General features: G+C 63.5%; 20 protein-coding genes. 9 read left to right on the plus strand and 11 right to left on the minus strand.

Annotated features, from left to right (window positions below; genetic code table 11):
- Positions 1-53 precede the first annotated feature (53 nt).
- Positions 54-1,352, minus strand: coding sequence for a cytochrome P450 (locus tag ABQF30_RS15590; RefSeq protein WP_448465252.1), 1,299 nt, complete (start codon positions 1,350-1,352; stop codon positions 54-56).
- The gene (locus tag ABQF30_RS15595; protein ID WP_448465874.1) at positions 1,353-2,315 is read right to left on the minus strand and encodes an alpha/beta hydrolase; all 963 of its coding nucleotides are present in this window, start codon (positions 2,313-2,315) and stop codon (positions 1,353-1,355) included.
- Between the two features lie 230 nt (positions 2,316-2,545).
- On the opposite strand from ABQF30_RS15595, the gene ABQF30_RS15600 reads away from it, so the two are divergent.
- The 8 genes from ABQF30_RS15600 (at position 2,546) to ABQF30_RS15635 (ending at position 11,303) form a co-directional block, all read left to right on the plus strand.
- Positions 2,546-3,097 carry a TetR/AcrR family transcriptional regulator gene (locus ABQF30_RS15600; protein WP_448465254.1) on the plus strand — a complete coding sequence of 184 codons (552 nt, stop codon included), beginning with the start codon at positions 2,546-2,548 and terminating at the stop codon, positions 3,095-3,097.
- A gap of 291 nt (positions 3,098-3,388) precedes the next feature.
- Positions 3,389-4,567, plus strand: a complete 1,179-nt coding sequence (locus ABQF30_RS15605; RefSeq protein WP_448465256.1) for an MCE family protein — start codon at positions 3,389-3,391, stop codon at positions 4,565-4,567.
- Positions 4,564-5,589: an MCE family protein gene (locus tag ABQF30_RS15610; protein ID WP_448465258.1), complete on the plus strand. Its 1,026-nt coding sequence runs from the start codon at positions 4,564-4,566 to the stop codon at positions 5,587-5,589. Before ABQF30_RS15605 ends, ABQF30_RS15610 begins: the two co-directional genes overlap by 4 nt.
- Entirely contained in the window at positions 5,589-6,683 is a 1,095-nt protein-coding gene (locus tag ABQF30_RS15615) for an MCE family protein (protein ID WP_448465260.1), read from the plus strand. Before ABQF30_RS15610 ends, ABQF30_RS15615 begins: the two co-directional genes overlap by 1 nt.
- Positions 6,680-8,035 carry an MCE family protein gene (locus ABQF30_RS15620; RefSeq protein WP_448465262.1) on the plus strand — a complete coding sequence of 452 codons (1,356 nt, stop codon included), beginning with the start codon at positions 6,680-6,682 and terminating at the stop codon, positions 8,033-8,035. Before ABQF30_RS15615 ends, ABQF30_RS15620 begins: the two co-directional genes overlap by 4 nt.
- Before the next feature lie 14 nt (positions 8,036-8,049).
- Complete coding sequence (locus ABQF30_RS15625) at positions 8,050-9,225, plus strand: MCE family protein (RefSeq protein WP_448465264.1); 1,176 nt, start codon at positions 8,050-8,052, stop codon at positions 9,223-9,225.
- Complete coding sequence (locus ABQF30_RS15630; RefSeq protein WP_448465266.1) at positions 9,225-10,766, plus strand: MCE family protein; 1,542 nt, start codon at positions 9,225-9,227, stop codon at positions 10,764-10,766. Before ABQF30_RS15625 ends, ABQF30_RS15630 begins: the two co-directional genes overlap by 1 nt.
- 27 nt (positions 10,767-10,793) lie before the next feature.
- Entirely contained in the window at positions 10,794-11,303 is a 510-nt protein-coding gene (locus tag ABQF30_RS15635; protein WP_448465268.1) for an Rv2253/PknI dimerization domain-containing protein, read from the plus strand.
- A 657-nt stretch (positions 11,304-11,960) separates the two neighbouring features.
- Here ABQF30_RS15635 and ABQF30_RS15640 read toward each other — a convergent pair.
- The 5 genes from ABQF30_RS15640 to ABQF30_RS15660 all read right to left on the minus strand — a co-directional run bounded on the left by ABQF30_RS15640 (position 11,961) and on the right by ABQF30_RS15660 (position 17,887).
- Positions 11,961-13,175 (minus strand): hypothetical protein, encoded by a 1,215-nt coding sequence (locus ABQF30_RS15640; RefSeq protein ID WP_448465270.1) that lies wholly within the window; start codon positions 13,173-13,175, stop codon positions 11,961-11,963.
- A 226-nt stretch (positions 13,176-13,401) separates the two neighbouring features.
- Positions 13,402-16,503: a hypothetical protein gene (locus tag ABQF30_RS15645; protein WP_448465272.1), complete on the minus strand. Its 3,102-nt coding sequence runs from the start codon at positions 16,501-16,503 to the stop codon at positions 13,402-13,404.
- 185 nt (positions 16,504-16,688) lie between these two features.
- Positions 16,689-16,850 carry a hypothetical protein gene (locus tag ABQF30_RS15650; RefSeq protein ID WP_448465274.1) on the minus strand — a complete coding sequence of 54 codons (162 nt, stop codon included), beginning with the start codon at positions 16,848-16,850 and terminating at the stop codon, positions 16,689-16,691.
- Positions 16,847-17,191 (minus strand): hypothetical protein, encoded by a 345-nt coding sequence (locus tag ABQF30_RS15655; protein WP_448465276.1) that lies wholly within the window; start codon positions 17,189-17,191, stop codon positions 16,847-16,849. Before ABQF30_RS15655 ends, ABQF30_RS15650 begins: the two co-directional genes overlap by 4 nt.
- Before the next feature lie 111 nt (positions 17,192-17,302).
- A complete protein-coding gene (locus ABQF30_RS15660) occupies positions 17,303-17,887 on the minus strand; it encodes a TniQ family protein (RefSeq protein ID WP_448465278.1) in 585 nt (194 codons plus the stop codon).
- A 69-nt stretch (positions 17,888-17,956) separates the two neighbouring features.
- Between ABQF30_RS15660 and ABQF30_RS15665 the strand changes: the two genes are divergently transcribed.
- Positions 17,957-18,250 carry a helix-turn-helix domain-containing protein gene (locus ABQF30_RS15665; protein WP_448465280.1) on the plus strand — a complete coding sequence of 98 codons (294 nt, stop codon included), beginning with the start codon at positions 17,957-17,959 and terminating at the stop codon, positions 18,248-18,250.
- Positions 18,251-18,263: 13 nt separating this feature from the next.
- Here the strand turns inward: ABQF30_RS15665 and ABQF30_RS15670 are convergent, their stop codons facing one another.
- The 4 genes from ABQF30_RS15670 to ABQF30_RS15685 are packed head-to-tail and all read right to left on the minus strand — an operon-like array spanning position 18,264 to position 24,878.
- The gene (locus ABQF30_RS15670) at positions 18,264-20,813 is read right to left on the minus strand and encodes a TniQ family protein (RefSeq protein WP_448465282.1); all 2,550 of its coding nucleotides are present in this window, start codon (positions 20,811-20,813) and stop codon (positions 18,264-18,266) included.
- Positions 20,810-21,991, minus strand: a complete 1,182-nt coding sequence (locus ABQF30_RS15675) for an ATP-binding protein (RefSeq protein ID WP_448465284.1) — start codon at positions 21,989-21,991, stop codon at positions 20,810-20,812. The genes ABQF30_RS15670 and ABQF30_RS15675 overlap by 4 nt, the downstream gene beginning before the upstream one ends.
- Positions 21,988-24,135 carry a TnsB C-terminal domain-containing protein gene (locus ABQF30_RS15680; RefSeq protein WP_448465286.1) on the minus strand — a complete coding sequence of 716 codons (2,148 nt, stop codon included), beginning with the start codon at positions 24,133-24,135 and terminating at the stop codon, positions 21,988-21,990. The genes ABQF30_RS15675 and ABQF30_RS15680 overlap by 4 nt, the downstream gene beginning before the upstream one ends.
- Entirely contained in the window at positions 24,135-24,878 is a 744-nt protein-coding gene (locus ABQF30_RS15685; RefSeq protein ID WP_448465288.1) for a TnsA-like heteromeric transposase endonuclease subunit, read from the minus strand. Before ABQF30_RS15685 ends, ABQF30_RS15680 begins: the two co-directional genes overlap by 1 nt.
- Between the last annotated feature and the right edge of the window lie 200 nt (positions 24,879-25,078).

Genomic DNA, 25,078 nt, shown 5'->3' on the forward strand with positions numbered 1-25,078 from the left:
AACCTGTCCTCGCTTCTCCAGAAACGAGACGCGGCTTCTTGGGCGGCCGGCGATCAGTTGGTGTGGAAGGTGACCGGCAGATGCGTGGGACCACGCAAGGAACTGTTCGTCGACCAGGTTGTGACTCCGGTATGGGAGATTCGACTGACACGGCTGACCAGTTCACGCAGCACGGCATGGCCCTCCATTCGCGCCAACGGGGCACCCAGACACATGTGGGCGCCGTAGCCGAACGCCACGTGCATGCGGGGGTTTCGGTCCGCCCGGTAGGTATCCGGGTCGTCGAACACCTCGGGGTCGCGGTTGGCGGCACCGAAGGACAACAGCAGGCGTGACCCGGTCGGAATGGTCACCTCCCCCACTTGGTAGGGCGCCCGCGTGTAGCGGTACAGGTTCTGGATGGGGCTGGTGTAGCGCAGCTGTTCCTCGACGGCCATCGGAATCATGTTGGGATCGGCGCGGATCTTGTCGTATTGCCCAGGATCTCGTGCAAGCGTGTCGATCATGCCGCCGAGGAGGTTGGTGGTGGTTTCGTTGCCTGCGATGAGCAGCAGAACCGCGATGTAGAACAACTGGTCGTCGGTGAGGCTGCCGTCGGTGTTGTGTTCGAGCAGCCGGCCCATGACGGTGTCGGATCCTTTGAGATCACCGTTGGCAAGGTGGTTGAGAAAGTAACGCCGCAGGCCGGCCGCGGCGCGCAGAGCGCGGCCCGTGTTGAGGACACCCCTGACGGTGGGGGTGAAATCGATCAGGCGCACGGCCTCTTCTGACCACCGGCGGAAGTCGCCGATATCGGTGTCGGGAATGCCGAGGATGCCCGCGATGACGCGCAGCGGCATGGGAATTGCCAACTGGGCGACGGCGTCACTTCCGGGCTGGGAGACCATTGTGTCGACGAGTTCGGCAGCCAGGGCGTCGATGATCACGCGCCAGCTGTCGAGGGCCTTCTTCGTGAAGGCCGGTTGAACCTGTTTGCGAAGACGGCTGTGCTGCTCGCCGTCGGTCAAGACCACCAGGTCTGCGGCCATCCGGATTCGGGTGACGCCGCGACTACTGGTCACCTGATCGGTGTCGCGCAACGCAGCTCGGACATCGTCGAGGCGGTGCAGTATCCACGTCTGACGGCGCGCGTTGTAATGCACCCGGCCGCCGCGGTGTAGCGCAGCATAGGCCGCGAACGGTTGGGCCGCTGTCGCGGGATCCAGCGGGTCGTAGGAGGTGTTCACCGCGCCGTGCCATCCGCTGTAACCCAGACGTCGTTGCCTGATCGCCGCAGCGAGGTTGAGCTGGATCGCGGAGGTCACGGGTTTGAGCATCGACGTGGTGCCTTGTGCGGTGTTCTTCATCGTCATTCAGGTGTGACCTTCCGAGTTTCTGGGCAGGGTGGTGGAGCCGGAGCGCGCCGGATCGCGGAAAGCGTGGTCGAGGGCGAGGCATTGCTGGGCGAAAAACGCTTGAGCCACCGAGGTTTTGGGAGCAACGGCATCGAATCCGTGGAATGCGCCGTCGATGACCGCGAGTTGGCAGGCAACGCCTGCGGCGCGCAGTCGCCGCGCGTAGACCACGCTTTCCTCGCAGAAGAGGTCGAGCGAACCGACACCTATCCAGGCGGGCGCCACTTCGGCGAGGTCGTCGCGGCGGGCCGGCACCGCCTCGGCGGGGTCTGCTGCCGCCAGGTACGCGCGCCACGAGAACTGATTCGATTGGTGGTCCCAGAAGCGGTACCGCGCGGCGCAGGGATGAGCAGCGCCCGAGGAACGGTCGTCGAGCATGGGATAGGCGAGCAATTGGAGTACCGGAGCGAGGTCGTCCTCGTCGCGGAGACGGAATGCGAGGGCGGCAGCCAATCCGGCCCCCGCGCTGAGGCCTCCGATGGCGATGCGCCGTGAATCGACGCCAGGAAGGCGAGCGAGCCGATGCCATGCGGCGTGGCAGTCGAGGACGGCGGCCGGATAGGGATTTTCCGGTGCGAGCCGATAGTCGACAGAGGCCACCGTGATACCCAGCCCATCGGCAAACGATAGGCACAGCCGGTCGTCGAGATCGGCGCGGCCCATCACGTAACCGCCCCCGTGCATCCACAACAGCGCGGGGGCAGTTACCGCCGTGTCGGCTCCTCGGTAGATCCTCATGGTGGCGGCGGGGCCTAGATGTTCGACAGTGACGCCGTGTGCCACCGGTTTCCGCATGCCCGTCAGCCGGCGCATGATCCTCAGCGCAGCGAGATTGGGTATCGTGCCCCGGGGCGCGAAGCGAGACAGCGCACGCAATTCCGGGTGGACGGATCCGCAATCGACATGCGCCTCGCGCGTCACGCGGCGCAGCCGGGTTGCAACGGGTGGTGACGCATACAGTGAGGCTGCGGGGCGTGACGCCGCGAAGTCAATGGGTGGCGGCCAGTTTGAGAACCTCTGCGCGCCGATCACACCGATCTGATTCTCTTGGCAGGCACTCCAACTCGTACTATGGTGAGAAATACGTCCAGATAATTCTCATGATGATAACGACTGGTCGACGCTGTCGTCAGCGAGGGGAGCCGGTTGAGGTGGTACGCCAGGACTGGCTGGTAGGAACGGATCGTCGCGCCGAAGCAGCCGAGCGCATCTACGCCGCGGCCGCAGAGATGATCTCGCGGCACGGATTCGAGGCCTTCAGCATCGACGCGCTCGCTGCGAAAGTGCATTGCTCGCCGGCGACGATCTATCGCAACGTGGGGGGCAAGTCGGTCATCATGGAAGGCGTCATGCACCGGATGTCGGTGCGCATCGTCAAACAGTTGAAAACGGAAATCGAAGGCCTCGACGGGGCGGAGCGTGTCGAGAAAGCCATCATCGTCGCGCTGGACCTTATACGCGCCGAACCGTTGGGACCGCTCATCATGGGCTCTATCCGACCTGACCATGACACCGGATGGCTCACGTCGTCTCCGCTGGTAGCCGACCTCGCCGCACAAATGCTGGGCCGAAGAGACCCGATCGCGGCGCAGTGGCTCGTTCGCGCCACGCTGGCCCTGTGGTTCTGGCCTGCCAAGAACCGCGACGACGAGCGCGCCATCGTCGCGCGTTTCATCGGGCCCTGCTTCGCGACGGCGCCGTAGCCGCAGGCGTCCGCGCATCGATTTTCGCGCAGTGAGAGAAACCGACCCACTTTTCTCATAGTTCCGCGCTGGTCGGGCCGGTGTGATGCCCCTCACCCGCTGCCTTGAAAAATCTGCTGCTCATCGTCTTGCTCGGAACGCGTTGACCGCTTCGCGTGGCGACTTCAAGCTGAGCCCGTGTTCGTGACAGCGATGTGCCTACGTCGCGGCGAGGGCTGACTCGTGACAGAACATCAGAGATCCGGCAGACATCAAAGGTCCGTCGCCACACCTCGGCTCAGCGCGTCGGCCGTGAGGCCGTTGGCCGGGCTGGTCTCGGTGCTGGCTCTGGTTTCGGTGATCGCCTTGTGTGTCGGGCTGTTTCGAGGCACCTTCACCGAAACCGTTCCGGTGACGGTGTCTTCGCCGCGCGCCGGGCTCGTGATGGATCCCGACGCGCGCGTCAAACTGCTCGGGGTGGAGGTGGGGCGGGTCGCGTCCATCGAGTCGAGCGACGACGGGCAGGCAGTACTGCATCTTGCCCTCGACCCCCGACTCATCACCACCATCCCCGATAACGTCGAAGTCGACATCGCCTCGACGACGGTGTTCGGTGCAAAGTACGTCCAATTCGTCCTGCCCGATCAGCCGTCGTCACAACCACTGCAGGCCGGCCAGACCTTGGCGGCCCAGCAGGTCACCGTCGAGATCAACACGCTGTTCCAGCGTTTGACCTCGCTGCTGTCGACCATCGAACCGGGCAAGCTCAATGCGACGCTCGCCGCCGTCTCCACCGCACTGCGCGGCCGCGGTGAACAGATCGGGCAGGCATTCGTCGACCTGGACGAACTACTCGCGCGCCTGGAACCGAGCCTGCCCACCCTTGAGCACGAATTGGCCACGGCGCCAGGCGTTGTCGGTGCCTACGCTGACGCAGCCCCTGACCTCATGACCACGGTATCCAACACCTCGCGACTCAGCCGCACCCTGGCCGACACACAGCGTGATCTCGACGCCCTACTCATGTCGGCGGTGGGATTGGCACAGGTGGGTACCGCGGTGGTGGGCGAAAATCGGCAACCGCTCACTGACGTACTGGACCTGCTGGTGCCCACCACCGACCTGACCAATCGCTACCGCGAGGGAATCCACTGCGGTGTGGCAGGTTTGATCCCCGTCGCCGAGAGTCCCCCGTCGCCGGTGCCCGGTATCGTGGCCAGCCTCGGCTTCTCGTTCGGACAAGACCGCTACCGCTACCCGTCGAACCTGCCGAAGGTGGCCGCAAGCGGCGGGCCTCATTGTGCCGACGTCGGCCTTCCGGACATGCCGGCCGGATTCAAGCCGAAGTTCGTTCTCGGCGACATCGGCGCCGATCCGACCCAGCTCGGTAATCGAGGCATCATCTTGAACTCCGACGGACTCAAACAACTTCTGTTCGGGCCACTGGACGGGCCCCCGCGCAACACCGCCCAGATCGGCCAGCCCGGATGACCCGAACAACCGGGACACTGGTCAAGTTCTCGGTCTTCGCTGTGGTCATGGGCCTTCTGACCGCCGCGTTGTTCCTCACCTTCAGCGAATATCGCGGTGGCTCCGCCAATAGCTACTCGGCCGTGTTCACCGATTCATCAAGCCTCAAGGAGGGCGACTCGGTGCGCGTGTCGGGTATCCGTGTCGGCACGGTGTCATCGATCGTGCTGCAACCCGACAAGACGGTCCTCATCGAATTCGACGCCGACCGAAACGTCGTGCTGACTCCGTCGACCAAGGTGGCGGTGCGCTATCTCGATCTGGTCGGTGATCGCTATCTCGAGCTTGTCGACTCCCCCGGGCCGACCCGCGTGCTTCCCGCAGGATCGCGAATCCCCAACGAGCGTACCGAACCCGCGCTGGATCTCGATCTGCTCCTCGGCGGACTCAAACCGGTAATCCGAGGTCTGAACCCCCACGACGTCAACACACTGACCTCCTCGCTGATCCAGATCTTCCAAGGACAAGGCGGCACGCTCCAATCCATCCTGTCGAAGACGTCGTCATTCTCATTGGCGATTGCCGATCGTCACGAGGCCGTCGAACGCCTCATCGACAATCTCAACACCGTCGCCAAGGTCCTTGCCGACGATGGACCTCGGTTCTCCTCGACGATCGACAAACTCCAGACACTCGTTGCCGGCCTGTCCGCGGACCGTGACCCGATCGGAACCGCCATCGACCAACTCGACAGTGGAACCGCGTCGGTCGCTGAACTTCTCACCCGGGGCCGACCTCCGCTCAAGGGCACTGTCGATGAGCTCGGCCGTCTGGCACCGCTTCTCGACGACGACAAAGAGCTGATCGACACGGCGCTGCAGAAGGCACCGAACAACTACCGCAAGCTGAGACGGCCGGGCGCCTACGGCAGTTTCATCAACTACTACATCTGCGGAATCCAGTTTCGCGCCAGCGACCTGGAGGGCCGCACCGTGGTCTTCCCGTGGATCAAGCAGGACACCGGGAGGTGCACAGAGCCCTGATGCTGAAATACCGTGGAAATAGGCTCATTCGCGCCGGCTTCATCGGTGTCGTCGTCATCGTGTTGACGATCATCGTGGGACTCAACCCGGACGCCTTGCTGACGTGGGCCACCAGCGTGCGCTACCGGGCGCAGTTCACCCACGCCGGCGGTCTGGTCTCCGGCAACGAGGTCAAGGTCTCGGGCGTGACGGTCGGCTCCGTCTCCGACATCGAGCTGCAGGACGGCACTGCTCTGGTGACATTCACCGTCGAGGGCAAGGTCGGTCTGGGTGAGCAGACAACTGCCCACATCCGCACCGGATCACTGCTCGGCCAACGGGTTCTGACTCTGGAGTCCAGCGGCGACTCGGCGCTGTCACCGAATTCGATCATCCCGGTGTCGCGCACCGGCTCGCCGTACTCGCTGACCGACGCGGTCGGCGAGCTCACCGCCAACAGCGCCGGAACCGACACCGCCAGCCTTAACCAGTCTCTGGACACACTGTCGGCAACGCTCGATCAGATTACCCCGCAGCTCGGTCCTGCCTTCGATGCTGTCGCACAGCTCTCGCGATCGATCAACAGCCGGGACGAAACTCTTGCCGAGCTGCTGCGTCACACGGGTGCCGTCACCGACGTCCTGGCAACACGCAGCCAAGCGCTCAATACGCTCATCCTCAATGCCAACGACCTGGTCGGCGCGCTGGCCGAACGTCGCCAAGCCATTGTCGACCTCCTGGCCAATACTTCTGCTGTGGCACAACAAGTCTCGGGCCTGGTCGCCGACAATGAAGCGCAACTGGCACCCACCCTGGAGAAGCTGAATTCGGTGACGGCCATGTTGGAGAAGAATCGCGACAACATCGCCAAAGCGCTGCCGGGGCTGGCGAAATACCAGGTGACACAGGGCGAAACAGTGGCGAACGGCTGGTACTACAACGCCTATATTCCGAACTTGGCGCTGCCGGAGGTTTTGCAGCCGTTCCTGGACTACGCGTTTGGATTCCGGCGCGGCAGCGAGAAAGGGCAACCGCCCGACGATGCCGGCCCGCGCGCGGAAATACCGTTCCCGTACAACGGGATACCCCAACCGGGAGATCTGCCGCCACGATGAACCGACGTCGACTCGTAGCCCTCACCTCACTGGTCCTGATCGTCGGTCTGGTCGGCGGCGTGGCACTGCTCGTGCGCGGCACCTACTTCGCGCCGCGCACCCTCACCGCGTACTTCACCAAGGCGATCGCCATCTATCCCGGCGACAGCGTGCAGATCGCCGGCGTCCCCGTCGGGCACATCGAGGCCATCGACTCCGAGGGGACCCGCACCAAGATGACCATGACGGTGGACCGCGACATCCCCATTCCGGCAAGCGCGCAAGCCATCATCGTCTCCCAGAACCTGGTGGCTGCGCGCTACGTCGAACTCACGCCGCCTTACGTCCCCGGTGACGGACCACTCATGCCCGACGGTGGGCAGATACCGATCGACCGCACGGCGGTGCCTGTGGAGTGGGACCAGGTCAAAGACCAGTTGATGCGCCTGGCCACCGACCTGGGGCCCCGGGCCGACAGCCCGCCCTCGATTTCCCGCTTCATCGACAGCGCAGCCCGCGCACTGGAGGGAAACGGCCCCAAACTGCGCGAGGTCCTCGCTCAACTTTCCGGTGTGGCCAGGGTGCTCGCCGAAGGCAGCGGTGACATCGTCGATATCATCGCCAACCTGCAGACCTTCGTGTCTGCCCTGCGCGACAGCAACACACAGATCGTGCAATTCCAGGACCGATTCGCGACGCTGACCAGCATTCTGGACGAAAGCCGGTCCGACCTGGACGCCGCGGTCACCAACCTGTCCGAGGCCCTCACCGAGGTTCAGCGCTTCATCGCCGGCAGCCGCAACCAGACCTCCGAACAGGTGCAACGGCTCGCGAATGTCACCCAGAATTTGGTCGACCACCGCGCCGACCTCGAAAACGTTCTGCACGTGGCCCCCAACGCCATCGCCAACGCCTACAACATCTGGAACCCCGACACCGGTGACGTCAACGGCTCATTCGTGTTCACCAACTTCGCCAATCCCGTGCAGTTCATCTGCGGCGCCATCGGCGCGGTCGAGAACACCACAGCGCCCGAAACCGCCAAGCTCTGCGCGCAATACCTCGGTCCCGGACTGGATCTGCTCAACTTCAACGGGCTGCCCTTTCCCATCAACCCGTTCCTGGCGCCGTCGTACTCTCCGGAAAACATGATCTACACCGACCCCAAACTCGCCCCCGGCGGCACCGGACCCGCTCCCCCCGCACCCGAACAACCGCCTGCGCTATCGGCCTATCCGCCCGCCGCCCCCACCTCACTGCCCGGCCTGCTACTGCCTGCTACGGCACCACCGACTACAGGCTCTACCGCACCGTTGCTGCCCGCCGAAAGTCCCGACGTCACACCATCAGTCGCCCCGGGAACTGGAGGGTGATGATGCTTCGCCGCTTGACACGCTCGCTCGCACCGGCCACCGCAGCCCTGACCGTCGCCGGTTGCGCGTTCGGGGGCGTGACATCACTGCCGCTGCCGGGAACAGCCGGACGCGGCCCCAACGCACTCACCTACCACGTCGAGATCGGCAATGTCGGCACGCTGGAAACCAACGCACCCGTACTCGTCAACGACGTCGTCGTCGGCAGCGTTTCGACGATGCGCGTTGACAATTGGCACGCGAACATCGACGTGTCGATCAACCCCGGCGTCGTCATACCCGCCAACGCCGTTGCCACCGTCGGCCAGACAAGTCTGTTGGGCTCGATGCACCTTGCGCTCGATCCGCCGCCCGGCGAGGCCCCCACCGGAAAACTCGACCCCGGCACCACCATCGGGCGGAATCAGGCATCGACCTACCCCTCGACCGAACAAACCCTTTCCGCACTTTCCCTGGTCCTCAACTCGGGCGGTCTAACCCAAATCGGCGACATCATCCACGACACCAACGCCATCTTCGACGGCCGCCAAACCCAGATCCGCGACGCACTGAACCGCTTGGACACCTTCATCAGCGCCATGGACCGTCAACGCGACAACGTCACCGCAACCATCGACACGCTCGACCGCCTCACCGGTGTACTGGCCGGGCAGACCACGACCATCACCGAAGCCCTACGCGACATCCCACCCGCCCTCGATGTGCTCGAGCAGGCCCGGCCGCGCCTCACCGAAGCACTGACGAAGCTGGGCACCTTCAGCGACCTGACCACCACGCTCATCACCGACAGCCAGGACGACCTCGTGGCGAACCTGCGCAATCTGCAACCCACCCTCAAGGCATTGGCCGACGTCGGACCCAAGCTCGATACCGCGCTCGCCCTGGCCCCGACGTTTCCCTTCCCGCAGAACGTCATCGACCGCGGCATCCGCGGCGACTACCTCAACCTCTACCCGGTGGTCGACCTGACCTATTCGCGCCTCAAGCGCACCATCTTCCGCGGCACCCGATTCGGCGACATCAACGCCGAGCTCATCCCGGCCCCCGGGGACCCTTACTACCTTCAGTACACCTACGACCCCCTCAACGCGCCTCTGACCCGCACGCTGCCACCTGGAGCACCCGGGGCCGGGCAGCCACCGCCCGCGGGCCGCCCCGCATCTCCGCCACCTGCAGGCGGGGGCGGCTGATGCTGACCAGATTCGTCCGAATTCAACTCGCGCTCTTCACCATCGCGTCAGTGGTCGGCATCACGGTCATGATGCTGAACTACATCCAAGTGCCTACGCTGCTCGGCTTGGGCCGCATGACGGTGACCGTCGAGTTGCCCAACACCGGCGGGCTCTACCGCTTCGCCAATGTCACCTATCGAGGTGTGCAGGTAGGAAAGGTCAGCGACGTCACACTCGACCCGGGTCCACCGCGACATTCCAAAGCCGTGCTCTCGCTCGATTCTTCGGTAAGAATCCCTTCGGCCCTGACAGCCGAGGTCCACAGCATCTCAGCGGTCGGCGAACAGTATGTCGACCTCGTGCCCAGTACCGACGCCGGTCCGTACCTGCGCGACGGCTCGATCATCGCCATCGCCGACACCACCGTTCCCCAACAGGTGGGACCGGTGCTCGACCAAACCAGCACCCTGCTGGCAAGCATTCCCAAAGACAAACTCAACGCACTGCTGGACGGAACATTCAGCGGCCTCGACGGTGCCGGATATGACCTCGGCTCACTCGCAGACTCGACGTCCCGACTCTCGGCCGACCTCCTCGGTGTCGCCGATCGCACCAAGACGCTTGTCGACGACGCTGCACCGTTGCTCGACGGACAAGCCGCCACAAAGGACGCGCTCCGCACGTGGTCGCGCAGCTTGGCCGGGGTCACTACCCAGCTGGACGCCAACGACCCGCAGATACGGAAAGTACTCGCGTCCGGTCCCGGCGCCCTCGACGAAGTCTCGGCACTGCTCACCCAACTCAAACCCACCCTGCCGGTACTACTGGCCAACCTCACCACCATCGGGCAGATCGCCGTGACCTACAACCCGTCTCTAGAACAGGTACTCGTGCTGCTGCCGCCATTTCTGTCGACAGTCCAGGCCGCGATGCCGCGCAACAATGCCACCGGCATCCCCACCGGTGGTCAATTCGCCACCACCGCAGGTGATCCCAACCCGTGTACGGTCGGCTTCCTTCCTCCCTCACAGTGGCGCTCACCTGGCGACCTCACCGAGGTCGATACGCCCGACGGCCTGTACTGCAAACTCCCCCAGGACTCCCCCGGCACCGTGCGCGGAGCGCGCAACTACCCGTGCATCGCCCACCCCGGAAAACGCGCACCCACCGTGGAACTCTGCAATGACCCGCGCGGCTTCCAGCCGCTGGCCGCCCGCCCACACATTCTGGGCCCCTACCCATTCGACCCCAACCTCGTCGCGCAGGGCGTCCCGCCCGACTCCAGGGTGTCTCGCGACGAGAACATCTACGCGCCAACCGAAGGCACCGCTCCACCCACCGGTGGGCCCGTCGCCCCCGCACCCCCTCCGCCAGGCACCGGGCCGCCCGCCGCCGTCCCCAACGCGTTCACGGGAACCACTGCCGTGCCACAAGCCGCTGTCGCGCAATATAATCCGCGGACCGGAAGCTATATGGGCGGGGACGGCAAGCTGTACACCCAAGCCAACCTCACTGACAAGCCCCCACCTTCCTCGTGGACCAGTCTGCTGCCGCATTGAACATCGACACGACCTGAAGGAGCGACGGTGAAGAGTGGTTGCCTGGTAACGGCTGCTTCGGTGCTGCTCCTCGTCAACAGCGCACCCGCAGGTGCCGACAGCCCCGAACTGAAAGGGGCGCTCAACGGCACCTTCCGCGCGTTGTCCAATGGCGACCTCGCCAAGAGCAACGACATGTTCTACGACCAGCCGACCGTCATCGCGACGTGGACGATAACCAGTACCTGCTCCAACCCCACCGACTGCACGGGAACCATAACCAGTGACCAGGGCTGGAGCGAACCGATCTACAAGATGTCGGGCCTGTGGAACGTCAAACACGTGGTGAAGAACTGGGCGCCCTGCCCAGATGGGAGCGCCCCAGATGCTCTGCAGCACTTCCGGTTCTACGCCGTCAACGCCCACACCGGGCAAGGCGACAACAGCCAGAACGACCTGTTCGCAGGACTCGATGACACCACCGGACCCAGCGGGGCGTGCGGCGTCAACAAACCACTCCTGATCTCGATGCCGTTCGCGCTCAGCCGCATCAGCTAACGCGTGCCGGGTGCCTGCGCTTTCTGCTGGAGCCGCCCACCACGTGGTGCGCCAGGAGCGGCGGCCGAGGCGCTAAGTGATCGTCCAGGTCAGCTCTGTGCGGCCGGTGTGCTGGATTGCGACGTGGACGGGCGGGGCCGCGCGTTCGGTGCAGCACATGTATATGGTGCCATCGACCGCGGCCACGATCAGTGTGCCGCCGAAACGCCTCGGGCAACCTGGTCACATGCAGCAAAATCCAAAGCCAATGTAGGTTGCCAAACTCCGTGACATATTCCGAGGTCTTGACCTGCCGTAACTGGTCGTTGCCACAAAGATGGCGGAAGCGTTTCTGCCATACAGATGGCGAATCCTAGAGCCAGACGGTCGTTCAGCTCGTGACTCGCGGTGGGCTGGTCACTGTTGACCCCATCTCCGTGGTCGGTCGTCGGCCTGAAATTCCACCCGCGGTCAACTGAACTCAGGGCAGTCCCCTGCCGCCTCGCGTGGGTTTCGGCTTGAGGCTGTCGATGTATTTCCGCGCCGGTCTCGACCGAACGAGCCGTCATGAACCGCCCGGCCTACGATTCTGCAGAGGCCATAGTTGCCCGTTTACCTGCGGCCTTGATTGCCTCTTGCGAGGGTTTACCGTTTCCCGCCGAGCCGCTTCCCATTTCGCTATGCACGCCGATTGAAGTGCTTGTTGGCGCCATACATGAAGTAAAATTCTCGGTCGGTCACGTCCTGCAGGTCAGTGCCCTGCGCTAGATAGCTGCGAACCGTTGCAACCGACAGTCCGATTGCAGCACCGCTGGCTAATAAGATGTTCGCGATGGCGCTAGATCCGAGCGCAACGCCGCCGGCGAGTGATCCGGCAGCCGTCAAGCCAGGAAGGCTTGCACCATCTTTGAGCGCTCTCCCCAGCAGATCTCTGAGACTGCTGTTCGAGTGGAGCTCTTCATCTATCGCCGCGATGGCTGGCACGACCTTCGTCAGAAACGCGTCGCTGATCTCTTGCTCGAAATCGGCCGATTGAGGTGAAGCTTGCACTTCGGAAGATAGCTCCCGGACCGCTGTCCTGAAGCTCTGCAACGGCTTCGCTAGGTGGGTCCGAATATCCAGGATCTCGTCGGTCGTGGCATGCGGGAATTCGGGCAAGAGACCAATCAGGCCGGCGGCCATTGCAATGTCGGCACTTCGCTTTTGCGTTACGGATCTTTCGGAGAAAACACCTGCCTCCTTCCCCGCATCGACGTATTTGAGCGACTCGAGATCAAACATGGGGTAACGATCGACGGAACTAAGCGCATGTCCGATGCACGTCAGCAACCCTTCCGTCACTGTTGTCGGATCACCCGTTGACACGCTAGCGCCGTCGATCTCCGTGATCGACAGGACGCCAGCGTCGATTGCGTGCTGCAATTGACGGAACGGCGACTTTTCCCAGGCTTGCAGCGCCTGCTCGCGGAGAGTTTCGCGGAGCGGCGCCATACTCGCTGCCATGCCTTTGATGGCCTCGCGGTACGCATTACGCTGATCGGGGGACAGAATGCTTTCGTCAATTTCCGTGATGAAGCTGAGAATGCGCGCCTTCGCGGCAGCACTCTCCGGAGATAGCTTCTCGCCAGGCCGCGCCTTGCCTATCTCCGCCGAAAGTCGGAGGAGCTCCAAGTCGGTGAGATCGCCGGCTTTCACTAGGGATTGACGTAACGCCGCGCTGGGACTGATCAGGTCAACGGTGTCGCCGTACAGCAGCGCAGCGTGGCACTGGCTAACGGTATTCGCGAACGCTTTGTCGGCGGACACTTTTTGTTGCTGGTCCACGCTGACGACAGACACGTGCAGCTTGGCCAGCCCTCCGAGGTCAGGCTGCTTCTTCCCCCGGTTACGCATTTCGTCCTCCTTCTGGCCGCCACCGCCATCTGCCGCGCATGAGCGCGCCGGCGTCTAGGGTGCGACAGCCACTACAGTTCCGCAGTTGGCGCCGTAGCCCTAATGCGGGCCAGTCGAGTGTGAAGAGCGCAACCTGACCCCGCAAAGGGGCGAGAAATTGTCATCTTCTCAAACATTGACCACGCTCGAACTTCTGAGCGAATAACTCATTCGTCGGGGCCAACGCTTAGTCACTGCTGCCGTGCACATCAGGTGGTAATTTGCTTCGCACGCGAAAGCTTGAGTCGTTGCGCAACATCCCTATCACCGTATCGATTTCGTTGGCTGACACGCTTGTCCAATTACCGGTCGTAGCGATCTTCCGGAGTGAAATCGCCAACTCTGCACGGACATTCGTTACAGTGTCTGCGGCGAGGCCAGTGAGCGCCTCATTGTCAATCTCGGGCGCAAATGGGATCAGTGCCGCGGCGAGCTGACGCATCTCGGGGTCGGCGCTGTAGGCCATCGATGACCACGGCAGTAGGGGGGCGAATCCGCTCTGGCTTAGCTTGTAACCAACTTCCGCTACGCATACAGAATCGCGGCGTTGCCCGGAGACGATCAGCCTCTGGGCCGCGCGCCACACTTGCTCTTGACGGCCGGAATCGCCTGCAAGGACCGCGAGGGCGATTAGCGCCGAGCGCCGAAGAACCCCCACATTGGGGCTGATGCGTAGCCTTCCAAGCGGATTGCGGAAGCGCTGCGCCATCACGTCGAAAATATTCGTTGGCTCCTGAGATTCGGTGTTCTGAGGGTATAGGCGGTCGAAGGCATCGTCTCGTACTTCCAGGGGAAGGACGGGCCCCAGGACTACAAGTGCGTCGGCGTAGCTCGCCCTGTTGGCTTCGAGATCCATTGAGTCCAATACGCGTTGAACATAGTGTCTAGCTAAGGCCACGCGCGTCGCGGGCGGCAGACACTTGGCATATACGGCGGATTCCGATACCCATGCAACACGGGCAGCTGAGTTTCGCGAGTATGCAAGAGGACGGTTCAGTTCACGTCCGACAAGCTCGTCGGCGACTTCCAATAGCTTCGGGGAGCGATCGCCGATTTCAACCAACGCCATTGTGGCATTCATGCGCTTGTGGCGCTTATCCGGACCGTTGTCGTCTAGCAGTGCAAGCAAGCGGTCCTTCACCGGAAGAAGCATTGCTGACAGGGAATTCGCAAACGGCGCAATACTATCGGCGATGTCATCGGCTTGCTCGAAGGCGAGGGCGATGCTCTCCGCGATCTTGTCCTGATGACTGTCGGCGGACGCTCCCAGCCTGATCAGGATCTTGCCAAGCTGGTCATCGTTCGGCCGGCCTGTATGCATCGGACGGGGTAGCGCAAGATTGATCTCTGCTAGAAGTTGCTCAACCTTATCGGCAGGGAATCGCCAGGCGAGTCCCTCAATCAACCGATACGAGTTTACGTAAGTACTCGGGCCCATTAATGAATAATCGCGAGTCTTTGCCTCGGCTAGTGCGACCTCCGTCCACTGCGAGACCTGTTGATCAGGAATGAGATCCGCCTCATCGGCGGCCACTCGAAAAGCCACCGCTCGTCGCTCGCGAACTGTGCCCTGTGCTTCCGCCAAGCAATCGTGAAAGTGGGTGAGGCGTGCTGCTGCTGCCGCCGCCTGCTTGATATCGCCAGCTTGGATAAAGTGGCCAACAGCGGAATCGGGGTCATCCAACTGCATGTAGAACCGGCCCGTCAGGGCCTGAGAGGTCAATTCGCCGTCGACCACGCCCAGAACTATGCTGCGTCGCTGGTATCTACGCAGATGACTTCGAGCTCTCCGAGCTGAACCGCCCCCACCCTCCATCTCCGCTAGAGAGGCAAGCGCGGCGAAGTGAATGTCCTCAGACTGCGGCAACTGCGTCTGGTCCCCGGCCGCCTGGAACGCTGCTCTGCGATGGCGCAGCGTCTCGAGGTCACCCAGAATTATCGAATCCGCACGGTTCATGACGAAGATCGCCGACCGCGCCCAGGCCGCCGCATCGCCCCAGAGTCTGCCGCGGCCCGCTCGCTCAAACGACAACCGGTATTCATGCAGCGCCTCGTCGATTTTGCCCAATAGGAATCTGTCGCGACCCCGCCGCGCGTGGATTAGACCGGCGGCATCTGGACCAAACCGTGCATCGATGACGCCAGCTTGTGAAAGTAGTTGCCTCCAAACGGCTTCGTCAGAGCTTGCGTCTGCAACCGCTAAATAGAGCCGTGCTGCGTGGCGGTCATTTTCTGCTCCCTCAGCACATGAAATCAGAACTTCACGGGCCTCCAGCATCGCCTGGTGGTCTCTATCAACTAAGCATCCTTCGGCGGCTTGGGTAAGCCACAAAGCAGATTCGGGGTCGCCTGCTGAGTTAGCAGCGATCGCTAGTGCTAGAACATCTCGCGCGGGAACATCGCCGTAAAGCCAACTTTCAAGTGCGTCAACCACGGCGATGCGTGAGGGCAACCAATCGGGGGCCTCAGGTGCACCAATTAACGACCGCCATGCTTCAAGCGGTTCGTGCAAACCTGATCCACTGCCAGAGGACAAGAACTCGTCGACCATTGGAACCCATGCGTCTATGGCGAGGGAACTGCGGGCCCGAGTGAGTAACTGCGCACGCTGAGTGATGAACGGACGCGTCTGTTCTTCAGACCCGCCTGCCCGAACCTGTGCAATAACAGCGAGTAACAGTTCGGCCGCTCGACCTGGGTCGGTGACGTCCAGTCGGCGGATCTCCGCGTAGTCAGTCTCCAGCCCAAGTGCTCGGAGTGGCCCTGCGATGAGGACCTCCGGGTCGACTTGCAGCACGCCTGTGCGGTCTAGTAGCAACTGCCGTATGTCGCTCACGTTCGCGCTAACTTGATTAAAGTCGCTCCCAACTTCGCGAACGCCGCTGCCCACATCGCGAACCTGATCACTGAGATCTTCGATCGATTCCGCGATTCGTCGCAGTTTGTAAGCGTTGAGCACAGCGAGTTCGTCGGAAGTGAGGCAGCCCGGAATCTCAGCGATCAAAATATCGGCTAGCACCATCGACTCGGCCGAGTCCGGCTTTTTGAACACTTCTGCGGCGATAAGAGCAGACAACACCGCAGCCCCTGGCGCATCTTGGTCAAACAGCGCGGCTGTCGCGTCGGGTGTCGCGACCATCTTTTTTAGCCGCAGTCTTTCGCGCCACGACAGGGACGGGGCCTTAGGGTGCGCCTGAGCGCGCTTCACCAATTTGTCCTGTGTGGCCGGCGCCGCCAACTTGCGGAGGACTGCGAGAACACCGCTCGTCGCTACCCGGTCAATGCTCATGCTCTCGCGACCTATCCCGGCCCCTGAGCCAGGGGTGGCCCCAGGACAATCGGCCCCTTCAGTTGTTCTAGCTTTCACGTAACTTACGTCAATCAAGCACTTTGACGCTTAGGGCGCCGGATCGACGGTGACAGCCAACCCTCGGATACGCTTGGGACGCGCGCACATCCGGTACAAGCGCCGTCTCACCGTTCGTTTCGAACAGTCGTTTCACCACCGTCCTTGCCGACAACTGGGGTGACGCTGATGTTCTCGGGCTCGGCCACGGGAATTACGTTGTCAACTTTTAGTCCGCCGAACTTGCCGACGTCTTGGGTCGTCTCAATCGGTTGCGGTTCGTCGCTCATTTGTTCTCCGTTTCGATGATCACTCGCGTCGGTGGGTCAGTTCGAGGCGCTTGTTGCGACTCCTGGTAGACATTCGTTCCCGCGAAGATCACCACGCAGGCTGTCGCAAGGAGCAAGAGGCGGAATTTGACTGCGAGCCCGAACTTTCCGTCAACAAGCTTGATGCTTTGGCCGATAGCCAGCTGGTGGCCGAGAGCCAGATCCCACCGCAGTTTGGTCGGCGTGATCGCAGCTGCCTGGAGTCCAGCGGCGACGTCATGGGCGACGTTGACACGCCAGGCCCGGGGCCAAAATATGCCGATTGCAACCAGCGCACCAAGGCCGTAGGCGACCAGAGACAACGCGAAGAACGGGCCCTTCGGGCTGTCAGAGAACCCGAAAAATGTCGCCGCGCCGGTCGCAACTGCCAGGACTGTGGTGCAAACTGCTGCAAGGCAGCCTCGCTAGGTGCTCTATTCACCCTCGCAGCTCCGTGTCGAGATCGCCGCCTTGATCGCGCAGTCAGTCACTTGAGTTGATGCGCCGGTATGTCCCAACGGGGAGTAGCACTGCGATTTCGCGCCCGCGTCGAGTGATGACGAAGGTCTGTCCCAGCGCCCTCCGGAATCGGTCAGGCACTGTGGGCACCAACGTGAGGAGGTGCGCCAGTCCCAAGTCGAGGACGGCAGCGTTCGTGCACCACTGAGCGGGCCCACACCACTTCCGCTGCGCGGCAACGCTAACGCATCGACAACATGGCGGCCGTAGCCGGTTGCCTGAGCGATTCCGTCGATATCGGCGGGGGTGAGTAGGCGTATCCAGGCCCCGTAGAACGAAAGGGGTGCGATGGCGCATCGCTCGATAACAGCTCGGCGTGGCACGTGGTGCCGGTGGGCGATCGCGTCGAGCCAGGAGTCAAGCGCCTCGCCCTGGATCGGCGCTACCCGCAGCGGAAAGCTACGGTCGATCCGCGACACCGAGGGTGTGGCACGTCGACTCGAGGACGCGCGGACTGGCAGGGCCGGTATTACCCGGTTATCTGCGCGCGCCGCACCCACACCTCAATGTACTGCTACCGATACATATTTTTATGTACTTTTTGGTGGGCTGACATTCGTGTACTGCCGGTGACTACTTGGGGGGTGCCGACACGACTTCCTGAGGACGATCCCGACCGTGCCCTGCAGTGGCAGCGTCGCCGCGCGTTGGTGGGGTCACGGATCCGCGCGTTGCGGCTGGAGCGGGGGTTGTCGCAGGAGAGTCTGGCGCTGGAGTCGGGGGTGGCACGGAATCAGTTGATTCAGATGGAGCATGGCCGCCGTGGGGTGTTGATCGAGCGGGTGTATGACATTGCGGAGGCGCTCGGGGTGTCGGTGAGCGAGATCGTGGTCGACGATCCGGCTGCTACCGCGCAGCGGTAGTCCAGTACGTGCGTCAGGGTCCGCCGTGCTCGGCCAGGTGGTGCACCGCCGCGAGCACTTCTTCGCCGAAGTCGGTGCAGCGCAGCGGTTTCTGGATGAGAAGCCGGGCGCGGAAGTCTTTTTCCAGGCGTGAGATGTGGTGTCCGGTGACGGCCACTCCCCTGCCGAGGTGTTTCCCTGCGTCGGTGAGGGTTTGGAACTGGGTGATCACGGCGAAGCGCTGTAGCCGTTCCCAGCCGCCGTGGCCGACGAGGGCCGGGATGAGGATGGCGGGGACGTTCGGGTTGTCGCGCAGTTCGGCGTCGGTGTGTCGGGCCACGGTGCGCACCGGTATTCCGAGCATGGTGGCCTCGGCGGCTACAGTTTCGCTGCGGGTGTGGAGTTCTCGCGCGAGGTCTGCACACGAGCGTTGGTGGACGATGCATTCGGTGTAGAGCCAGTCGGGATCAACAGGTTTGGTCGGTCGCGGCCCCGACGGCCGTAGGGCAATCGTGTAGTCGTGCACCAAGCGAGAGATCGTGCTCTTGTCGAACCCGGTCAGGGCGGCGATGTCGGCGAGGCTGCGTTGCTCCTGGCTGTACAGGGCAACAAGGCGTTCCCGCGGGAGCGCTTCGGCGGCTCGCTGATACACCCTCCCAGGCCGCCGCGCGCCGATCCGCGGTGTACGCGGGGGCCGTGGCAGCGCCGGGGCGGGATGCTGTTCGAGTGCATAGCGAATGAGGTCGGCGCTGACTCCCAACTGCTGGCTGGTGGCGGCGATGGTGCGGCGGTCAACCCGGATGAGTCGGTGTAACTCCGCGATCTCGAGATCGCCGAGCTCGACACCGGGTAACGACAGCCCGGCGACGACACTCGTCGGGGGTTCCCACACCACCGGCTCGTCCTGAATGCCTTGGGTTGCAAGGAACCTCGTTGCGTGACGGTGCAGGGCGTGGCTGAGCTGCGGGGTGAGGCGGCACGGGAATTCTCTGAGCTCGGTGTCGGCGCCGTCAGGGCCGGTGCGGGGTTTGGTGGTGCCGCGGAGCTGGTGCTGCAGGTAGCTGCGTGGGTGGGCTGCCGAGCATCTTTGGTGGCCGAGGCTTCCGCAGATGCGGTCCCACTCGTCCTGGGCGAGCAGGCCGCGGTAGTCCAGGTCGCGTCGCCGCGCGTAGTCGATGGGTGCACTCTCATCGCTGAGGTAGTCCGATACGGCAGCGAGGGCGTCGCGGATCGCGGGCCAGTGCGGCGATTCTTTAAGCCGCCATAGCAGGTAGATGGCGTTGAGGCGGCCCAGGTCGCCGCCGAGTTGCGCGGCGGCCTCAGCGATGTCCAGGTCGCTGCCGACCAGCAGCACTGCGGCAGCCAGCACCGCGCGCGAGCTGGAATGGGCCAACGCCGGAGGGCTCAACCGCAACGCCCAGCCCGGCCACAAGGCTGTGGGCAGCGCCCGAACCAGCTGCTGCTGCCGCTGCGCGTCGGTGGCGTGCAGCCTTGGGAAGGAACTGCCGAGGCGGCACTGCAACTGCGCGGCGGGGCTCAGGCGGTCACCGAGTGCGGTGAAATGCAGGGCCTGCAGCACCGGGCTCGCCGACGGCCCGGCCGGCAGGTCGAGATAGGTCCATTGATGCAGCACGTAACGGCTCACCTCCTCAGGCAGCGCTGCCAGCGGCGCGGCGGCCGACCTGAGGTCGGGCCTGCTGAGTACGGTGACGGCCGCGGTGATCGCCGCGGCGCACGTCAGGACCGACGACGACATCGGCGCGGTGGCCGACTGCCGCTGGCGTCGATATTGTGCGGCCAGCTCGGCGGGCAGCAGGTCGTCGAGGTGGCGGCCCGCGGTGGCCGACAGGATGCCGCGGCCAAGGATGCGGATATCGGCCAGCACGTCCCGAACTGGCGTCGGATGCTGCGCGTAGAGCCCAAATCGTCCACTGTCGGCGGCGAGCAGCTCGACCAGCACCTGTTGGGCTAGCAGAGTGGGATGATCAGCCTCCAGCATGGTGACTGGGGTGTCGGCCAGGTCGGCGTCGCAGCGGAGCCGGTTTCTGCCGGCAGCCGTGGGGCTGGGATGCGCACAGTGCACCGGACGCGGCGGGGCGGCGTTGACGGGCTGAGGCGCGCGTTGGCGCCGGCCGCAGCGCGGGCATTGCTCGGCCAGCAGGCATCGATGCTGCACGCAGGCGAAGCTCCACATCAACCGCCACTGCAGCAGCCACGTTCCCCCGCTGGCGCCCAGGCAGTGCGGACAGAACCGCCACCCGCCGTGGTGGCGCGGCCTGGTTGCGGTCAGATCCGCTGTCGCTTCCTGGGCCCAGGACACGTTCGCTAGGTAGTGCGCCAAGGTCATCGCGTGCACCTGTGTCGGTGTGAGTCCTGTTGCGGCGGCGATCCGTTGCGCGTCGTCCTCGCTCACCGTGGCAGCGGTGACGCGGGTGCGTACATCGCCAACGGTGTCTACGCCCATGTGAAGGTAGAGCGCCTTGAGCGACGTGTTGTGGCGCACCGCGATGGCGTGTAACCAGGAATCCAGCGCTTCCCCCGGCGCGGGTCTTGTGATTAGGGGTAGCGCGCGGACGGTGGTCATGGCGGGTTCGGCGAGGCGCGCAGCCGCGTGGTTTTCTTGCCGGTGCGAAACGCGGCGTGTAGTTCACGGCGGCCGAGTTCAGCGGCGCTGTCGATGCGGCAAGTGTCGAGGAGCTCGGCGGTGAGTTTCTCGGTGCCGGTGCGCATGGCTTTCTGGCTGGCTAATCGGATCAGCGCCATCAATGAGCCGATGTGGCCGGTGCTGCGCACGAATAACTGATCGGAGAGGTCATCGGCGAGCATGCCCGGATACTTCTGGGTCAGCAGCAGCCGTTGTTCGAGGGTGAGCAGTAAATCTCGCCAGCGCTGTCGTTGCTTTTCGGTGTCGACCTTGAACGGTGACATGTCCACTGGCGTGGTGCAGCGCAGCAGCTGTTCCATTTCATGATCGCGGTAGGCGTTGCAGTCATCGAGTAGCGCGTTGCGTTCGTGCAGGCCGATCCCGATGAGCAGCACGGTCAGGGGAAACTCGTTGGCGATGTATTTGAACTGGTTACTCAGATCGGTCATGCGTTCCCGGCGGCCGCGCAAGAAGTGCAGGTCATCGATGATGAGCAGCCTTGTCTCACAGGAGGACACATCATCAAGAGCGAACCGCAGCAGTTGTTGCGCGCTGGCCCGCTGCCCTCCCGGGTGGGCATAGAAGTCGCATAATGCCGCGTTGAACTCGCGGGTGCCGGTGGAGGCGGTCATTCCGATCCGGCACACCGGCCACCGCTCATCTCCGGCGCGTGTAGTTGGCCCATAACGCTCGATATGTCTGCGGTGCAGGCGTTTTCCGAAAACCCGCGAGACGGTGCTCTTACCCAGCCCGGGCAGTCCGCTGAGCGCAATCATCGGTTTGGTGTCCTCACCGGTCTGGCAGTTGCAGGCCACGAAGTCTTCGAGTTGCTCCAGCACGGATTGGCATTCGGCGGTCATCACCGTGCCCATTTGGGCGTGCCAGCGGCGGCGCTGATCATTGTAGTCCTCGCCGGCAGCCGCACCCAGATGACGTAGTTGTTTGTGGGACAGCGCTTCCGGTCGGTCCAGGGTCGGTGCGTCGACCATGTCGCGCCACCCTTCCTTGCGGGCGAGGGTGAGATTGTCCAGATACTCGCGCGGGTTTCTGATGTCCGATTTGCCCCGCGACGGCCTGGCAGGTCGCCGCTTCGGTGCTGAGGACTTCGGGGAAGTCATTCCACCTCCAACACACCGTCGTAGAAGCTGCCATGCTCCAGCGGCGGCTCGTCGGCGTCATCGAGTTCGCCGGGTTCCTCATCGAGGTCATCAACGAACGCATCAGCGCCGGCGCCGTGGGCCCGCTCGCCGGGTTCGCGATCCAATGCTTTAGCGACCGAGCGCAATTCGGCGCTGTTTGGTGGCGGGTTTAGATCACCGATGAGGCTGGACTGTTCGCGGGCCACCCGCAGTGCCCGGCGACGCTCGGCCATCGAGTTCGCGACGCTGAGTTTGCGGCGTTCCAGGAAGCTGACGATGGCCAGCGGGTCATCGACATACCGGTTCTGGGCTTTGGCCAAGGTACGCTCGAAACGCAAGATTTCCTCGCTCATCGGGGCGTCAAGCATGTCGGCGTGCTCCCACACCAACGGATGCCAGTGGCGGGTGCGATCATCGCGAAAGTACACCTTGGTGATGTCGTCGACGTTGTAGGCGATCGGCCACTTCTGATTCGGGTAGGGGCTTTTCTCCTTGGCGCGTCCGGCGACAATGTCTCCTTTGTAGCGGCGCGTTCCCACGTCGATGCCGTAGTGCTGGATGACGCGCCACACCACTGGTAGAAACTCGTAGGCTAGATCTGGATCGCGCGGCACCTCGAGGTAACCGGCGCGTGCCACCCCGTGGGCGAACATCTCTGCCGGGGTCATTGTCAGCCCCGGCACCCCTAGCCCGGTCAGACTGTCGTGGGCGCTGTGGTGATAGATGACGGCGATCCACTCCCGGATGATGGCTTCCAGCTCGTCGAGGTAGAACCAGGCATCCTGTTCTGGCGATACCCCGCGCGCGAAAATGTCCTGCCCCTTATAGCCGGGCAGCTCCTGCAGCAGACCTACCCGCAGTGTGGAAAAGAACCGCTCCACCGGCCCCTTATCGCGGGGTTGGCGCAACCGAGCCGGCTGGATTGAGATCCCCAACCGCTGACACACGCTGTTGAGGTGCGCGCTGACATAGATCCGGCCGTGATCGACAACCAGGGTGTCGGGCACAACGGCCGGTGTGGCCGCTAGGACGCTGTCTGTGTCCAGAGCGTCCTGTTCGACGAGCACCGAGCGCGGGATCCCGCGTGGGGGCCACATCGCTTCGGCCGGCCAGTCCCGCCCCGCCGGTCGCGGCCGAAACGTCTCGTACAACACCGCCGCTGCATCAATGGATTTCGTCGACACCGGGGTCAGCCGCAACCCGGTGACGCAGCGGCTGTACCAGTCCATCGCCACCGTCAGCTCGGCGTTCACCCACGTCAACGTGTAGGGATCCATCGCGAACACATCCAGGCGGGTGGTGTCCATCAGCAGATACTCCCCCGGCCGCATCGGATGCAGCTTGCCGTACACCTCGTTCGACCGAGAAGCGATGTCGCGATTGCGTTTCGTGCTCTGCTTAAACAGCGGTCGCTGATCCTCCAGCCCGGCCAGGATCCGATACGCCGTGCGCTGCGACGGCACCTTCACCGCCCCAGCGCCGAACCGCGCATCCAAACGCGCACGCGTGCGTCGAATCACCAAGTCCTCGTTGGGCTTCGACATATCCGTGTACTCGCCCATCACCTCCAGGGCCGTCTCCTGCCACCGCGGATCCTGCCGCCCACCCATGCCAGGCTGCACCGCCCGCTGCGAGATCAAGCCCACCTCCCCGTGCGCCTGGTACTGCGCGACCCACCGCTCGACCGTGCGGGACTGCACACCCAACTCCTTCGCCTTGGTGGCATAACGCTCCATCACCGGCAGCTCGGGGCGATACGCAGTGCGCGGTTCATACGGCAGCGCAGTCTCCCGGCATCCGGAGCGGTAGCCTGTCAACACTTCTCGCACGTGCCCCGCCCGTTCCAGCGCTTGTTTCCGGGCGGCTGCGGAGACTGCAGACAATGTCACCGCGGCGACCTCGCCGGGATCATCGGAAGCGGGACCCTGATCAGGGCTAAGCACGCGAGTGCGCTCAGACATCAGCAACTCGCTCATGGCGAGTCTCCGAATCACGTTTCCGCGCAGGGCCTTCGACAAAACTTCCAGGGAAGAGGCCGTCACGTGCATCTCGACGATCTCTAACGCTTCGCCCTCGTAGATGATGTGGGACCCCACACCGACGGGCACTGCGGCATTCGTCATCACCGAACCTCCAATACGCTTGAGGGCCGCAGCGGTTCGTCAAGGTCGACCACGATCTCCTGTTTCCACAGCAGATGCATGAGTGCGTTGCGCATCCGTAAAGGCGGACCTGCGCCAGCGACTCGACGCTCCGCGGCGTCCAGGCGGAGCCCGCCCAAACTGTCTAACGCACAACGAATGCGGTCGAGAGATTTCTGGTCGACATATTGCTCGCGGCGATAACCGGCAAGAAAGCGAACGTTCCCGAGCAGGATGGGTGGCTGCTCGCTCAGCACCCGATACTCCCACCCCAGAGCCTCGAGCACTTCACGCGTCCACTCGCACAGAATCTGAATCTTCGGGTTCTCAGCAAGTCGCTGCGCGCGCACCACATCGATGATGGTGAGCCCAGACCCGCTCCCCCACAGATAGTCTGGAATGTGGCGCCGAAGTCGGCCATCCACTACCGCAGTCAGCTGGAACGGCTGCGCCACAACGCGGGTAACCGCGGGATCGAAGTCAGCCAACAACAGCGAGGAAAGCTCTAAGCGCGACTCGTAGATCACGTGGCCGCGTTCGGTAGCGGCCCAATACTTTCCGGAATAATGACGCTGACCCTGATAGAAACGAAAGGTGCGCCAGGGAGCCGCCTCCAAGAGGGCCGTATCCGAGACCTGACCCGCGGACCGAGTTTCAGCCTCACCACTGCCCAGCCGGCGCTCAATGACAACGGTGGCTAGATCCACGTGGACATCACCGGTCATGTCGGCCACTCCAAGTAAGCCCCGCGCGCCAAGATTCCGCGGCCCGGCCAACCCGGGCCCTCTATCAACAAGCAAGTGGCACACAACCGGTCGCGCGGCACACGGCTGCGCAGTCCATACCGCGCCGATCTAAACCGAAGCGCCTCCGCCAACGGCCAACCTAGGTGGACCGTTGGGCTTGAAAAGCGCTCTACCGGTAC

Source organism: Mycolicibacterium sp. XJ870 (assembly GCF_053483975.1).